Source organism: Paenibacillus sp. USDA918EY (assembly GCF_009870825.1).
Lineage (GTDB): Bacteria > Bacillota > Bacilli > Paenibacillales > Paenibacillaceae > Paenibacillus_AQ > Paenibacillus_AQ albilobatus.
Map to the genome: position 1 here is coordinate 25,956 of NZ_WTWY01000005.1, position 14,199 is coordinate 40,154.

13 protein-coding genes are annotated in these 14,199 nt (G+C 50.1%); 10 read left to right on the plus strand and 3 right to left on the minus strand.

Features of this window, described 5'->3' with window-relative positions:
* Positions 1-77: 77 nt before the first annotated feature.
* Entirely contained in the window at positions 78-545 is a 468-nt protein-coding gene (locus GQY55_RS12215) for a DinB family protein (RefSeq protein WP_160041689.1), read from the minus strand.
* 360 nt (positions 546-905) lie between these two features.
* On the opposite strand from GQY55_RS12215, the gene GQY55_RS12220 reads away from it, so the two are divergent.
* The gene (locus tag GQY55_RS12220; RefSeq protein WP_160041691.1) at positions 906-2,942 is read left to right on the plus strand and encodes a penicillin-binding transpeptidase domain-containing protein; all 2,037 of its coding nucleotides are present in this window, start codon (positions 906-908) and stop codon (positions 2,940-2,942) included.
* Positions 2,943-2,994: 52 nt separating this feature from the next.
* On the opposite strand, the gene GQY55_RS12225 is transcribed toward GQY55_RS12220, so the two are convergent.
* A complete protein-coding gene (locus GQY55_RS12225) occupies positions 2,995-3,120 on the minus strand; it encodes a sporulation protein YjcZ (RefSeq protein WP_160041693.1) in 126 nt (41 codons plus the stop codon).
* Positions 3,121-3,378: 258 nt separating this feature from the next.
* On the opposite strand from GQY55_RS12225, the gene GQY55_RS12230 reads away from it, so the two are divergent.
* Positions 3,379-4,347 (plus strand): cation diffusion facilitator family transporter, encoded by a 969-nt coding sequence (locus tag GQY55_RS12230; RefSeq protein WP_236575569.1) that lies wholly within the window; start codon positions 3,379-3,381, stop codon positions 4,345-4,347.
* Positions 4,348-4,433: 86 nt separating this feature from the next.
* Here the strand turns inward: GQY55_RS12230 and GQY55_RS12235 are convergent, their stop codons facing one another.
* Positions 4,434-6,053 (minus strand): GMC family oxidoreductase, encoded by a 1,620-nt coding sequence (locus tag GQY55_RS12235; protein ID WP_160041695.1) that lies wholly within the window; start codon positions 6,051-6,053, stop codon positions 4,434-4,436.
* 347 nt (positions 6,054-6,400) lie between these two features.
* Between GQY55_RS12235 and GQY55_RS12240 the strand changes: the two genes are divergently transcribed.
* The 8 genes from GQY55_RS12240 (at position 6,401) to GQY55_RS12275 (ending at position 14,188) form a co-directional block, all read left to right on the plus strand.
* Positions 6,401-6,676, plus strand: a complete 276-nt coding sequence (locus tag GQY55_RS12240; RefSeq protein WP_160041697.1) for an acyl carrier protein — start codon at positions 6,401-6,403, stop codon at positions 6,674-6,676.
* A 25-nt stretch (positions 6,677-6,701) separates the two neighbouring features.
* On the plus strand, positions 6,702-8,072 hold the full coding sequence (locus GQY55_RS12245; RefSeq protein ID WP_236575570.1) for a hypothetical protein: 1,371 nt from the start codon (positions 6,702-6,704) through the stop codon (positions 8,070-8,072).
* Positions 8,073-8,096: 24 nt separating this feature from the next.
* On the plus strand, positions 8,097-9,203 hold the full coding sequence (locus tag GQY55_RS12250; RefSeq protein ID WP_160041701.1) for a hypothetical protein: 1,107 nt from the start codon (positions 8,097-8,099) through the stop codon (positions 9,201-9,203).
* Positions 9,175-10,350, plus strand: coding sequence for a radical SAM protein (locus GQY55_RS12255; RefSeq protein ID WP_160041703.1), 1,176 nt, complete (start codon positions 9,175-9,177; stop codon positions 10,348-10,350). The genes GQY55_RS12250 and GQY55_RS12255 overlap by 29 nt, the downstream gene beginning before the upstream one ends.
* A gap of 60 nt (positions 10,351-10,410) precedes the next feature.
* Entirely contained in the window at positions 10,411-11,394 is a 984-nt protein-coding gene (locus GQY55_RS12260) for an ABC transporter ATP-binding protein (protein WP_160041705.1), read from the plus strand.
* Complete coding sequence (locus GQY55_RS12265; RefSeq protein WP_160041707.1) at positions 11,391-12,200, plus strand: ABC transporter permease; 810 nt, start codon at positions 11,391-11,393, stop codon at positions 12,198-12,200. The genes GQY55_RS12260 and GQY55_RS12265 overlap by 4 nt, the downstream gene beginning before the upstream one ends.
* 12 nt (positions 12,201-12,212) lie before the next feature.
* Positions 12,213-13,016: an ABC transporter permease gene (locus tag GQY55_RS12270; RefSeq protein WP_160041709.1), complete on the plus strand. Its 804-nt coding sequence runs from the start codon at positions 12,213-12,215 to the stop codon at positions 13,014-13,016.
* Between the two features lie 146 nt (positions 13,017-13,162).
* On the plus strand, positions 13,163-14,188 hold the full coding sequence (locus GQY55_RS12275; protein WP_160041711.1) for a zinc-dependent alcohol dehydrogenase: 1,026 nt from the start codon (positions 13,163-13,165) through the stop codon (positions 14,186-14,188).
* The last annotated feature ends 11 nt before the right edge of the window (positions 14,189-14,199 follow it).

The window sequence follows — 14,199 nt, forward strand, 5'->3', positions numbered from 1 at the left end:
TCATCGCCAAGGGGCTTACGTTAGTGAATATTATTGTCGCCGGGCAAAAAGGATTAAGGAAGTTAAGTTTATTTGGTTCATTGATTCTCCCGATAAGCCTTCTTAACCCTTTCAATTTGAGCAAGGTGGCCGCGGACATGTTCGACGCGGTAGACCAACAATTGCTTAAATGTGTACCGCTCTTGATCCGGATACACTCCGACCCGCTCCCATTGTTCACTAGTTAGATTGCTTAGAATAGGTTGCATGCTGGAACGCAGCATGTTGAACAGAAGCAGGTACTGTTCGCGGTCCAATAAATCATACCCCAAGTTATTCGCCCATGCATCCTGATCAAATGAAATCAGAGCCGGCTCATCTTCCGCCAAGACTTTTTTTAGTCGAGCTGTGGACGAGATCTCTGAATCCGTCACATGAATGAGGATTTGATGAATGCTCCATTTGTCCGGTGCAGGCTTGTAACGAAGCTCCTCCTCCGTCAATCCTTCGATGGCATCCCGAAGCATTTCATAGCCAGAGGCATACTCCTTAATGATATCCTCCAATTCAATCCCCCTCCTTTATCAGTAAACCGCCTACTAGAAATAAGATATTCTCGTTTTTAGGCAAATATCCTGGTTCATGTTTTTAAAAGCAGATTAGGCGAAATGGTGTCAGTGTAGGACTGTTGATCCTTATCGATTGAGGCAAAGATGTTCGGAGATCACTCCTACCTATATCAATCATGATAATTTTATCAGATTATTTCCATTGTTTGCCTTAGAGGTAAACTATACCATTTAATTCATGAGCGGTCAGGCAGGAAGGAGGATTATGCATGGGCGATGGGTATGCAGGGCAAAAAATGAACGATGGTTCAACAAACAGCCCCTGATGTAGACCATGTCGACAGAAGGAGTATGGATATGAAAATGATTCGTTTGCTAATCTGCATTGTGCTGTTGGTGCTCGTTTTGTCGGGCTGCAAAAAGGAGGAGGTCCAACCGGAAGAGGTCTTCGAAAGTTACATCAGTTATTGGCAGCAGGGTCGTTATGATCAAATGTACGAATTGATATCGGAATCCGCCCAACATACGATGACGCCGAAAGAGTTCGCCGCGCGGTATAACTCCATTTACGAGGGGATCAAAATGAACGACCTTAGCGTAGCTCCCGATCTTCAAGATGATCAACCGAAAAAAGGAGCTTCCGACATCCATACATTTCATTATCGGCTTAGGATGGACACCGCCGCAGGACCGATTGCCGTCGACGGCGCCATGCAAATCGCTAGAAACCAAGATAACAATCATGAATGGAAGGTCGATTGGAAGCCTTCCTTACTGTTCCCTTCGATGAAACAAGGGGATAAGGTGAACGTACGTTCGTTGAAAGCGGAAAGAGGGGCCATCTATGACCGGTTTGGCCGGGAACTTGCCATGAACGGAAGCATTGAAGTTTTGGGCATCGTACCGGGCAAGCTCGGGGAAGACAGGGAGGCAACGATCGCCGAACTCTCGAAGAGGCTTGCGGTTCCGGAATCCTTTATTGAAGAAAAACTCGCGGCTCCGTGGGTCAAGGCCGATCTTTTCGTGCCCATCGTCAATGTGACGGGGGATCGGCTTCATCTTGATTTCAGCGACATGCCAGGGGTGGCCAAAAGAAACAAAAGCGCAAGAATCTACCCTTATGGAGAGGCGGCTGCCCATTTGACCGGATATGTTCGGCAGGTCACCGCTCAAGATATCGAGAGGCATCCGGAACAACGGCTGGATTCAACCGACGTGATCGGGAAAGCCGGCATGGAACAAATTTACGACAAGCGCCTAAGAGGGCGGGATGGCTCCCAAATCACGATCGTTCAAGCGGACGGGGTGGTAAAAGAGACGCTTGCGAAAGTCGATCCGGTAGATGGAGAGGACATCCACGTGACGATCGATGCGCAGCTGCAGCGCTCCATGTATCAGTCGTTTGACGGAGACGCGGGGACAGGGGCTGCCATAAAGCCTCGGACAGGCGAAATTTTGGCCTTGGTCAGCAGCCCGGCCTATGATCCGAACCTGTTTATTCAAGGGTTGTCCGAGGAACAATGGAATTCGTGGATCGAAGATCCGCAAAAGCCGCTGTTAAACCGGTTTACGAAGCTATACTCGCCCGGTTCCGTTTTTAAGCCGATCACCGCTTCCATTGGTTTGCAGCTTGGCATAAGCTCTGTCGATAAGGCCAAAACGATCAAGGGATTACGGTGGGCGAAAGATGAAAGCTGGGGCAACTATTACGTGAAAAGGGTGCGGGATGTTTCCGTGGAAAGCCTTACGGACGCAATCGTAAACTCCGACAACATTTATTTGGCTCAGGAGGCTCTCGAGATCGGAGCGGAACATTTTAGCCGGGAAGCAGAAAAATTCGGATTCGGAAAGATTCTGCCGATTTCATATCCTTTTCCAAAAGCCAGTTTGTCGAATAAAGGGATAACGAATGAAATCCTGCTAGCCGATTCTTCCTACGGACAAGGTGAAGTTATCATGAGTTCGCTGCACCTGGCTTTGTCTTATACCCCGTTTATAAATGAGGGGAAGCTGATCTCTCCCGTATTTGAGCTTACGGACGGCAAGGAGCCGCAGGAGGATACAGGACGAGAACCGGTGCTCACGCCGGAAACGGCCGCGGCGGTAAACGGCATGCTGCTGGAAGTGGTCGACAACCCGAAGGGTACAGGGCATGGAGCTTATATCAAAGGCTACAAGATTGCGGGAAAGACCGGCACCGCCGAATTAAAAAGGACAAAAGAGGAGAAAGGCCGGGAAAACGGTTGGTTCGTTGCTTATGATGCGGCGGGAGCCGAATTGATGATGGCGATGATGATCGAGGATGTCCAAAATCGCGGCGGAAGCGCTCATGTCGTACGCAAAACGGCGCCTGTCCTAAGAGAGTATATGAAGAGCCTTTCCCGAAAAGATTGAAAAAGTCGAATAGACCCTGCAGCGTTTGCAGGGTTTTTAAAGTTGCAATGGTTTACCATACAAAAGATCTTGTAATGATAACCAGCAGTATGAATAAAACCAAAATAACTCCGATATTTCCTCCCCATAATCCTCCATAACCGTAGCCTGCGCCAACTCCCCCTACGACTTCACTCATTTCCTGCTACCTCCTTGAAATAAAATACAATGTATCATATGGATTTCTTCGAATGGAGTAAGGGCAAAACGGTAAATAATTACAATTCGCATTTCAGCACACGGATTAACATCAAAATAATTATGTAAACTTGATTTTCGCTTATCCAACATTTTATGATCTATCATATTTTTTAGATTAAGACAAAAACTGTTTCTCTGGACCCACACAAAGGTTATAAGCTACTATTAGATTCTGATCGTTATTTCGTGCAAACATATGACAAGTCAAATGATGATTAAATACGGTTTAGGGAGAAATGAAGCTTTGGTTAACGAAAATAGACAATCGTCTATTGCGATTTGGCTCAGTTTTATAAGCAATGTTGCATTAACTGCAATCAAACTCGCAGTAGGCATGGTATTCGGCAGCCCGGTATTGGTCGCGGACGGAGTACACAATGCAGGGGATGTCGTTGCTACTGGAGCTGCGCTCAGCTCTATGCGTGTCTCTAAAATGCCTCCCGATGATGATCATCCCTATGGTCACGGGAAGGCGGAAGTAGTAGGAGCTGGAATCGTAGCGATTATTTTGGCGCTGGCAGCTATTTACATGGCCTTCCATTCCGTTGCGATCCTTTTTGAACCGCCGCATAAAGCTACGGTTATTGCCCTCTTTGCAGCCGTGTTTTCACTGATTTTAAAACAAATTTTATATCTCTATACCATGTCGATCGGGAAGAGATTAAAAAGTAACGGCTTGATTGCAACTGCTTATGATCATCTGGCAGACGTGTATGCATCCATTGCTGCAGTTGTAGGGATCGGATTGGCCATGGTTGGCGATCATTATCATATCGGAATTCTTTCCTACGGAGATCCCGTTGCAGGAATTATCGTAGCTATTCTTGTTTTCAAGTTGGCTTTTCACATGGGGAAATCATCGGTAGATGTATTGATGGAGAAAAATATCGATTCGGATAAAATAGATGAGCTCGTTGAGCTGATTCACCAAATACCGGAAGTAAAACGCCTTGACAGAATCCGGGGCAGGGACCACGGACATTATATCATCGTAGATGTCAGAGTCGGCGTTCCGGCAGAACTTAGCGTCCAAGAAGGGCATGACATATCCCGGAAAATTAAACAGACCATTATGGAGCAGCATTCTGACGTGGAAGAGGTTTTGGTTCATTTAAATCCATGGTATGAAGGCGATAGAAGTGAATTTAAGGAGTCAAATGAATAGACGAAAATTCTTCTTTTTAGTAAGGGATTTTGACAATGAGGGAGAACTTCAAAGGGGCTGGAGGGGCCGGATAGCCCCTTTTCATTTTACTCTTCTACCCATTCTGTTCGTGTTCGCTGCTTTTTATTGCGGGTTGTTTTTTTACATAATTGCTTCGCGATTGTATAGCCGATAAGATAGGCAGCCGAAGAGGTGTTTCCATCCACTGTAAAAGGGATTATGGAGGCATCTGCAACGATCAAATCCTTGACCCCGTGTAAATTTTCCCTAGAATCGACGACTCCCCCTTTTGACAAAGGAGCCATTCGCAGAAACCCTTGCTGATGATGATTATGATCAAAATTTTCTTTAATGAATTCTTCGAGTTTTTCATCATCGTCAATCACATCAAACGTAGGCGAGAGGAGCTGATAAGAGGGATCCATTCGCGATAGCTCGAGAGCAATGTTTTTGATATACGTTCGATAGATCCTTTTTACGGCATCCATGTCGTCCGGATCCGAAAGAAATCCTTCGTCTGCCAATACTATGTTAAGCGGATCTTTGCTTTGTAGGCGGATATTCCCTTTGCTCTTGGGGCGTAAGTACAGAATCGCTATTGTCAATTGATCATCGGCTCCGATGCCAAGCAGTTGAACGGCCCGCTCTTCTGGATCTTTACCGGATGGATCCGGCAAAAAAGCTCCCCCTGTATACAGTGCGTTTGGATCTTGGGCAGGGAGGGGGCGATCATTTGAATTGACGGAAAATACAGCGAAGTTTAAAGTGTGGTTTTTTAATCGCTGCCCTACGTTCGGATTATTAAAAACGACGGGGATACCTGCCTTTTTTAACATTTTAGCGGATCCGATCCCGGACAGCATCAAGATCTGCGGGCTGTTGATTCCTGCCGAAATGATCACCTTTTTACGGGAATATGCACGAGAGCATTTACCATCCTTCAAAAATTCAACTCCAATGGCACGTTTGCCGGAAAAGAGAATACGAAGAGCCGTTGTCCTGAACAATACGGTTAGTTTACGATTATGAACCCCTACGCCTGAAGGCGTCATGATATCCGAAGACAAAAATGCGGTCGACGAGCTTTCCCTTCGGCCATCGGGTTGTTGGTACAATTGCCAGCGTGTGAACGGTCCAATAGGGGTATCAGGATCATTATAGTCAAGAATTATCGGATGACCGGAAGCACGCTCGATGGCCGTTGCCAGTTTTTGAGCCATCGATGTTGGATTTTCGGGCGCTTGCCTGATATCGATTCTTCCTTTATAACCGTGCGCAGCCCGATTTGTCGTTGATCCATTGAAATTCTCCAATTGTTTGAATCGCCGTATGGCTTTTTCAGGTGACCATAGGGGTCCAAGCAGCCGTTCCCATTTTTCGAGTACAGCTGTTGTCGGACGCACATATTGCTCTCCATTTATAGAGGATCCGCCTCCTGAGAGACGTCCCGTAGTCCACTCGAATGTGCGGCCATCCAGGCCCTCCAGGGGAACACCTTCGCCTTGCCAAAAATAATTTGGGGAAAAGCTTTCTTCAAGTTCCGGTGCAAAAGTGGAATCCTTGATCGGTTTATCTTTATCATGATTTCCCCCCGCTTCCAAGACAAGTACGGAGGTTCGTTTGTCGTCGGTAAGCGTCTTCGCGATAACGGAACCCGCCGGACCTGTGCCCACCACAATGTAATCATAAGTTAAGTTCTTTTTCATTCAGGCTCTCCCTTTAGTAAACTAATGCAGGATATTATGTAGATCTGAAAAAGGTGCCTATTTTTTCTGCATGAGACCAGTGCACCGAACGGTGAACTATGCGGATATTTGCTCCAACCCAAAATAGGGTTAGATCAGCTGCGCATTGTTGGATGTACATTCGCAGCCGCATCAGAGCCGGTGCTCCTATGACTGCGATTTTTATTGACAGAAATTAACATAAGAAAGATAATAAATGTAACTAATGGAAAAGGGAGGGAGATAACAAAGCAGTTTTTTTGAGTGGAATTTGTAAGCGCAAGGATACGGTTGTACTTCATACATTACCCCTTTAAAGGAGTGTAGTCATGTACGATAAAATTGTAGACATTTTGTGCGCTATCAAAGAAGACCAGCCTGAACTCCGCCAATCCCTGTCCCCCGAAATGGATCTGAACAACGATATCGGCCTCGATTCTCTGCAAATGATCCAGTTTATGCTTCAGGTCGAGGATCAGTTGAACGTGACCATCGACTATGACCAATTCGATTACGAACATCTCCGGTCCATCGACGCTTTTATTACTTTTTTGAAAAGCTGCCAGCCGCAAGGCCAGCCAATATACGAAGATGCCAAGCCATGAAGCCGGTGTGATTCCGAAAATCGTTATGGGTACCTTTGACCCCGAAACGCGTTGGAGAGATCCGGAGCTGGCCCGGTTGCCCTCGATGCCCGATAAGGACCGGGAGTCGATTGTCCTGTGTATGGACGAGCTTCTTTTCCCGTTCTGCGGGCCGGACGATGTCCTCTACAGCCGTTGCAACATCGATCCAGCGCTGCACGAGTACCTGGACGGGCTTGGCTTTTCTTTTCGAACACGCTATCACTATGATTTGAACGACGAGAAGGAGCCCTTACCCGAACCGGATGTTTTCAAGCAGTGCATGTTCAGGCTTGCGGCCGATCATGTAAGGAAAACGCCGTCACCGGATGAAGCGGCATCCACCCACGCCACGAAGATTCTGTCCCCGTACGCCATTACGGCAGATACGCTAGCTTACCTGCAGGCCGCCGGGCCGTTTAGACCTTTGCCGGACCTTGAGACAGTTGCACGCGTTAACTCAAAGCTGTACTCCAACCGGCTCCTATCCAGCATTGGAGAGAAGTGCTACGGCACAGAGGCGAACAGCGCAGCGGAAATAAAGACGATCGGACATGCTCTTCTGAAGCGGGGCCCATATCTGCTGAAAGATCCCTTCGGTGTCTCGGGCAAGGGCAATCTGCTCATCGACAGTGAAGCCATTCAGCGGAGGATAGTAGAGCACCTGCATAAACAGGAGGGAAGCGGACTGCGCTCTCAATTTCTGCTTGAGCCCTTGCTGATGAAAGAAACCGACTTCAGTTCCCACTGGTTCATCCGGGAGAACGGCGAGACGGAATTCATCTCCGTTCAGCGGATGGTGAATCGCCAGCAAAATTACGGCGGGTCTATTCAAGCGGATGAAGCTTTGATCCGCCTGCTTGAGAACGCCGGCTATTTCACCGTGATAGAGAAAGCGCTCCGGCTGCTGGCGGAGGACGGCTACCACGGCTTCGCCTGCTTCGACTCCATGGTGCTGGAAGACGGGGAAGTCGCATCCATTGTGGAGATTAACGCCCGCAAGTCCATGGGCCTCATTAACGCTTATCTTGATAAATGCTGGGAAATGTATGGCCTTACCGGATGGCTTACGTTCTTGTCCCTCGGTCTTCCGGAAGGCGACTTCACGATTGGGAGACTGCTGCACGCATTGCACGCATCCGGTCTTCTGTTGACATCACCCGGGGAGTACGGAATCGTCCCTCTCTCATCGAATACCGTCATGGTGAACGAGATGCTGACCCGCCGCCGGATCGCTGAGGGAACGTTGCACAAACGAGGCATGCCGAAGGGACGGTTGTATGTATCGGTGGTGGGACGTGACGATGGACACCGCGGCGAACTGCTCGAAAGATTGCGGCAGGTGCTCGCCGACTTGTCCGTTAAAGTGTACAACTAAATCTGGAACACGGGGGGCTCTCGCATGAATTCATCTCCGGTTACCTTGCTGGCGTCGGGAAATTCGTTCGGCGCATACATTCCGGCAATGCATTTGCACTCATACCTGCAAGGCAAAGGAGTCGGAACGGACGTTCACGTTCTGGAGAATTTGTATCACGAAGAAATCCGGCGCAAGATCCGGTCCACCAAAAAAGCATTCCATGCCGATTTCTCCGTTGCCCGTATGGGGCATAAGCTGGCCAAGCCCGTTGGACCTTCCCTGAACGACGATGCGGTCGGGAGGCTTCTTGACGCTTGGATGCGGGCCGATGCGTACCGTTTCGGGGTATTTACCGGCTTCTGGCTGCCGATCCTGGAGCGCTACAAGGCTGCTGCCGGCAGGCCCCTGGACATCAAGCTGATCCGGCTGGATGCATCGGATACACCCTCTTATAAGGTACACAAGCAGTTGTATCCCGGCTATGACAACGTCTGGTTCTACCAGCCTTCGAAGCTGTCCCCGGACAGTTACATCGCTTCGGACGAAGCGGAGCCGCTGCCTTACGGGCAGCGCGTCGGACGCATTATGATCCATGGCGGCGGCTGGGGAATCGGCACTTACGCCGAGACGATCCGCGAACTTCGCGCGCTTGGCCGCAAGCTCGATGTGATCGTCTACGATCCTTCCGAGGTGGAGGAGGACGACGGGGTTACGCGTTACTTCGGAACGGACGCCTCCTGGGAGCCATGGATCCGGGACACGCAGGGGAAGCACACGTTTCCGCCGATGATCCGTTATGTTCGTGAAGACGGCGTTCTCCGGGAGTACCCGCTCGGGGAGTACTCCGTTTACACGGACCTGCTGCGCAATTGCGCGGCGGTCATCAGCAAGCCGGGAGGAGCAACCTTAAACGAATCGCTGGCGTTCGGAATCCCTTTTATCATGCTGGAGCCGTTCGGCGATCACGAGCTTCATAATTCAACCTATTGGGAATCCTGCGGTTTCGGCATCCGGTTTGCGGAATGGAAAGCCCGGGATTTTTCGGAACATCATCTGGAGGGGATTTATAGTCGTTTGCTGGAGCAGCGATTAAAAATCAACCATTTTGGGAGGAATATGTATGCAGCCGAAAACAGCAGTTACGTTTGACCAACTGACGTTCCGCAATATGAAAAGAACCCTGGTTCCGTTGGCGGAAACGGGAAGAAAGCGGCGGGAAGATCCGACTTATGCGGCCCCCGTGCCTTACGAAATCGGGATCAAGCTCAACAACGGCTGCAACCTGCGCTGCAAGCACTGCTTCGAATGGAATCCGGACGGCTTCCATCATGGCTTTGCCAAAGAAGCGAAGAAGGATGAAATCGAAATACCCGTCGTGGAGAAACTTCTGGCTGAAACAAGAGAACGCAAATCGCGTGTGTTCCTGTGGGGCGGGGAGCCGCTGTTCTACTCCAAGTTCGATGAACTGGCGGAGCTGCTGGCCAAAGAAGATCGGTACACGACCATTTGTACGAATGCGATTCTCATTGAGCAAAAGCTGGATTCCATTCTGAAAATGTCGGAAAATCTGGTCATGCTGGTCAGCCTGGAAGGTTTCGAGAAAGAGAACGACGCGATCCGGGGCAAAGGCACGTTCAAAAAAGTGATTCATGCCATACAGCTGCTGCTGGATCTGCAAAAACAGGGCCTGTACAAAGGCAAAGTGTCCGTCGCCCTGACGGTAAACGACCAGATGGTCGGCCAGCTTTACAGCTTTATGGAATTTTTCGAAGAGATGGGCGTAGATTCCGTCTACTTCTGCTTCCCTTGGTACATCCCTCCGAATACGGCGGAAAAAATGGACGCTTACTTCGATGCCCATTTCCCGCACCTTGCCTCCCGCTTTGCTGACAACCACAAGAACAGCTGGCATTCCTTCACGTTTCACATTTCACCGGACCATTTCGATACGCTGATCGAAGAGCTTAAACGAGTCAACTCCCGCGTGTGGAATATACGCATCCGCTATCAGCCCGCATTGGAGCCTGAAGAGGTGGAAGGGTTTATCCGGGGCAGCGAAAAGCCGGCCATGAACCGGACGAAATGCTTGTCGATCTCAAACCGCATAGACGTCATGCCGGACGGAAAAGTGAATCCATGCAAATTTTTTCCGGAATTCAGTGTCGGCAATTTGTACGAAGAAAGCATGGCCGATATTTTTCACGGGGACGATCTCCGCAAACAGCGCGAGGTTCTGGCCTGTGGTCTGATGCCGATTTGCTCCAAATGCGTGCTTCTTTATAACAATGGAATTTAAGCGTTTATATTTTATGCCGCCCAATCAGGCAAAACAGGCAATGGTTCAGGAGGGGCAGTAATGGACTACATCCGTGTGCGTCAACTACGCAAATCATTCGTGTATTACCGGAAACAAGCCGGGCTTAAAAATTCTCTCAAAAATTTATTCGCCCGCAAGTCGCTGGTGAAGGAAGCGGTTAAATCCGTTTCCTTCGACATCGGCCCCGGGGAGTGCGTCGGATTTCTCGGTCCCAACGGAGCGGGGAAAACCACGACGCTCAAAATGCTGTCGGGCATTCTGTATCCCACAAGCGGGGAGGCGAATGTACTCGGTTATGTGCCTTGGGAGCGAAAGAACGAATTCAAACGGCTTTTCTCCATAGTGATGGGCCAGAAAAACCAGCTTTGGTGGGACCTTCCCGCCAGCGAATCGATTTATTTGAACAAATGTATTTATGACGTGGACGATGATCTCTACCGCCGGAGTCTTGCCGAACTGTCGGAAATGCTCGATGTGCAGGAGCTTCTGGACGTGCAGGTGCGCCGGCTTTCCCTGGGAGAACGGATGAAAATGGAGCTGATCGCCGCGCTTATCCACAGGCCCCGGCTGCTGTATCTCGATGAGCCGACGATCGGCCTCGATTTCCCTTCCCAGCAGAAGGTCAGGGAGTTTCTGAAATACTACAATGAGCAGTTCGGCGCCACGATCCTGCTTACGAGCCACTACATGAAGGATGTGGAGGACCTGTGTAAGCGGACGATCGTCATTAACGAAGGAAGTCTGCTGTATGACGGGGAGCTTCACAAAATCAACGAACTTATGGGCGAACAGAAAATTGTAAAGCTGCAGTTCGCCGAACCCGTAACCGAGCAGCGGTTGGCCAAATTCGGGATCATTGTCAGCACAGACGGCTATAACGCTGTTCTCAAACTGCCTAGACACCGCTTGAAGGAAGTGTCGCGCGCCGTGCTCGACTCGTTTCCAATCGTTGACTGGACGATAGAGGACGTGCCGATCGAGGAGAGCATTTCCATGCTCTACCAAAAGGAATCCGCCGGATGAACAGACGCAAATTGTACATGGCTGTTTTTTCGATGGGCGTCCAGCATTCGATGGAATACCGGTTTCATTTCTTTCTCGGCCTACTTGGGGCCGCATTTCCGATTCTTGTCCAATATTTCATCTGGACGGCGGTGTACCGGCATTCCGGCGAGACGGCGTTGTTTTCGTATTCGTACGGTCAAATTATTTTGTATACGATCTTGGCGGGGTTGGTGTCCAAGCTGATCGCTACCCAGTTCGAGCACCAGATCGCCGACGATATTAAAAACGGCGGGCTTAACAAATATTTGATCAAGCCGGTAAGTTACTTCGCTTATCGGTTGGTGTCCTTTTTCGGCCAGAAGGCGGTTTACTATGGCATCACGGCTCTTCTGCTGATCGCGATTATATGGCTGGCGTCCGCCATGGATGTGCTCGATGTCCAGGTCTTACGTTTGGCCTTGTTCGCCGTCACGCTGTGGGGTGCGCTTCTGCTCAACTTCCTGATCGTCTACTGCATCTGCGCAAGCGCGTTTTATCTGCATGAAATCTCGTATTTTTTCGTAATTACAAGTCTGCTTATCAATATTTTAAGCGGAGGCATGTTTCCGTTGGAGATTTTCGGGCAATCGGTTGTGAAGGCGCTTCAGTACACCCCGTTCCCGTATACGATTTATTTTCCGGTCAACGTCCTCAGCGGCAAAATGGAAGGGCCAGCGATGTATCAGGGGCTACTCACTCAATGCGGGTGGATTTTGCTGTTCTTCTGGCTCTCGCGTCTGACGTGGCGCGTCTCTCTGAAGAAATACTCGGCGGTTGGGGGGTAGCGGACGTTACGAATGTTTAAAATCGCGAGGAAATACATGCGCCTGTACGGCATATTCATCAAAAATTGCCTCATCGCCCAGATGGAGTTTCGGGGCAACTTTATGATGAGCATGCTGGTCGAATCCGTCTATTTGCTTGCCAAACTGTTATATGTGCTTGTCGTGTTCCGCACCGATCTTCACGTCGAAGGCATACCGCCGGAAGGGCTGCTTTTATTTATAGGCATGCACACCGTGGTGACCGGGATTTATGTAGGCCTGTTTTTGACAAATTTCATGAAAATTCCTGAGTACATCAAAGACGGCTCGCTTGATTTAATGCTGACGAAGCCGGTCTCCCTACAGTTCATGGCTTCCTTGCGTTACGTCGATCTGGCGCTGCCGATCCCCGACATTCTGGTCGGGTTCGTCATGGTCGGCATCGGCTGGCATGCCATGGATATTCCGCTGACGTTTCTGCAGCTCGCAGGGTTTGCCCTGCTGTTGTTTGTCTCCGTTGTTATCACGTATTGCTTGATGATTATTCCGGCACTGCTTTCCTTCTGGTTCGTCCAGACGGGTTCCGTGTCGGATATCGCCCATTCCGTCTGGGACGCCAACAATTTTCCCATGGCTATTTACCCGGCTTGGGTCCGACGGATAGGAACCTTTATCATTCCTCTGTTCCTTATTACCAATTTCGGGCCGATGTTTCTGATTGGACAACTCAGCTGGCTCCATGTAGGACTGGCGCTGGCCGGTTCGCTTCTGTTCTTCGCAGCCGTACGGCTGCTCTGGAAGCAGGCCGTGAAGGGATACAGCAGCGCGAGCAGTTAAGACGGCATATTATAATAGGCATCTCTTGGCGGCTGTATGTTAGGGGAACCTGTCTAGGCTGCTGTTTGCCTGTATCTGCGGGAAGCTCCCGGCCATGAAATGTACAGGGTTTCTATTCTACATTTTAGAAAAGGAAGTGCTAACGCATGCCAAACATTGCGACAACCGTAAGCCGCATATCGTTAAATTGCGTATTTCAGGGGCCGGATCGGATCGAACTTATCGAGGAAAGGGTGCCTAAGCCGGGACCGGGACAAATTTTATGCGCGGCCAAAAAGTCACTGATCAGCACGGGAACGGAATTGGCTTGTCTGAAGGGACGTTTCGACGAGGGGACGGTCTGGTCGTCTTGGGTTCGGTACCCATTCTATCCGGGATATTCCATGGCCGCGCAAGTGTTGGAGACCGGAAGCGGGGTGGAGGGAATAAAAGCCGGCGACAGGATCATCTGTCCGGCCGGACACCGCCAGTACTTTCTCGCGGATGCCAAGGAAGCGGCGGTTATCCCTGATTCGATCCGTGACGAGGAGGCGGTCTTTACGCAGATTGCGAAGGTTGCCCTGCTGGGGGTCCTGCGAGCCGAGCCTGCATTCGGAGAAAGAGTGGGCGTCGTTGGGCTTGGTCTTATCGGCCAGCTTGTGATCCAGTATTTGAATGCGGGTGGTGCTCGCCAGATTATCGCGATTGCACCGGAAAGCTCCCGCATGGCCCATGCCCGCAGAAACGGGGCGACCGACCTGCTGAATCTTCCGGTGGCTGAAGCATTAGGACCGGTAGAAGAACTTACCGGCGGCAGAATGCTGGACACGATCTATGACGTGACGGGTTCTTACGCCGTACTGCCCTACTGTACGCAGTTGACCCGGGACCTGGGCAAAGTAATCCTGTTGGGTGATTCGACGGAACCTTCTAAGCAGACGATCGGGCCGAAAGTAGTCTTTAATTCGGTCAGCATACTAGGGATTCACGGCCGGATGATGACGGGTTTTAAAGGCTGGACCGAAGCGGACATGAACGAATTCATATTCGAATCGATCCGCCGGGGAAAACTGGACGTCGCAAGTCTTATTACCGAAGTAGCAAGCCCGCTCGAAGCCATATCGGTCTATTCGCGGCTGGCCGGGCGTAAATCCGATTTCACCGGTGTTCTGTTTGATTGGACGCAATTGTAACGGCTGGAGGG

What these genes read in the sequence shown, in the direction of transcription:
- GQY55_RS12220 (WP_160041691.1), top strand. Translation starts at nt 906, where the DNA reads ATGAAAATGATTCGTTTGCTAATCTGCATTGTGCTGTTGGTGCTCGTT.
- GQY55_RS12225 (WP_160041693.1), bottom strand. Translation starts at nt 3,120, where the DNA reads ATGAGTGAAGTCGTAGGGGGAGTTGGCGCAGGCTACGGTTATGGAGGA.
- GQY55_RS12230 (WP_236575569.1), top strand. Translation starts at nt 3,379, where the DNA reads ATGACAAGTCAAATGATGATTAAATACGGTTTAGGGAGAAATGAAGCT.
- GQY55_RS12235 (WP_160041695.1), bottom strand. Translation starts at nt 6,053, where the DNA reads ATGAAAAAGAACTTAACTTATGATTACATTGTGGTGGGCACAGGTCCG.
- GQY55_RS12240 (WP_160041697.1), top strand. Translation starts at nt 6,401, where the DNA reads ATGTACGATAAAATTGTAGACATTTTGTGCGCTATCAAAGAAGACCAG.
- GQY55_RS12245 (WP_236575570.1), top strand. Translation starts at nt 6,702, where the DNA reads ATGGGTACCTTTGACCCCGAAACGCGTTGGAGAGATCCGGAGCTGGCC.
- GQY55_RS12250 (WP_160041701.1), top strand. Translation starts at nt 8,097, where the DNA reads ATGAATTCATCTCCGGTTACCTTGCTGGCGTCGGGAAATTCGTTCGGC.
- GQY55_RS12255 (WP_160041703.1), top strand. Translation starts at nt 9,175, where the DNA reads ATGCAGCCGAAAACAGCAGTTACGTTTGACCAACTGACGTTCCGCAAT.
- GQY55_RS12260 (WP_160041705.1), top strand. Translation starts at nt 10,411, where the DNA reads ATGGACTACATCCGTGTGCGTCAACTACGCAAATCATTCGTGTATTAC.
- GQY55_RS12265 (WP_160041707.1), top strand. Translation starts at nt 11,391, where the DNA reads ATGAACAGACGCAAATTGTACATGGCTGTTTTTTCGATGGGCGTCCAG.
- GQY55_RS12270 (WP_160041709.1), top strand. Translation starts at nt 12,213, where the DNA reads ATGTTTAAAATCGCGAGGAAATACATGCGCCTGTACGGCATATTCATC.
- GQY55_RS12275 (WP_160041711.1), top strand. Translation starts at nt 13,163, where the DNA reads ATGCCAAACATTGCGACAACCGTAAGCCGCATATCGTTAAATTGCGTA.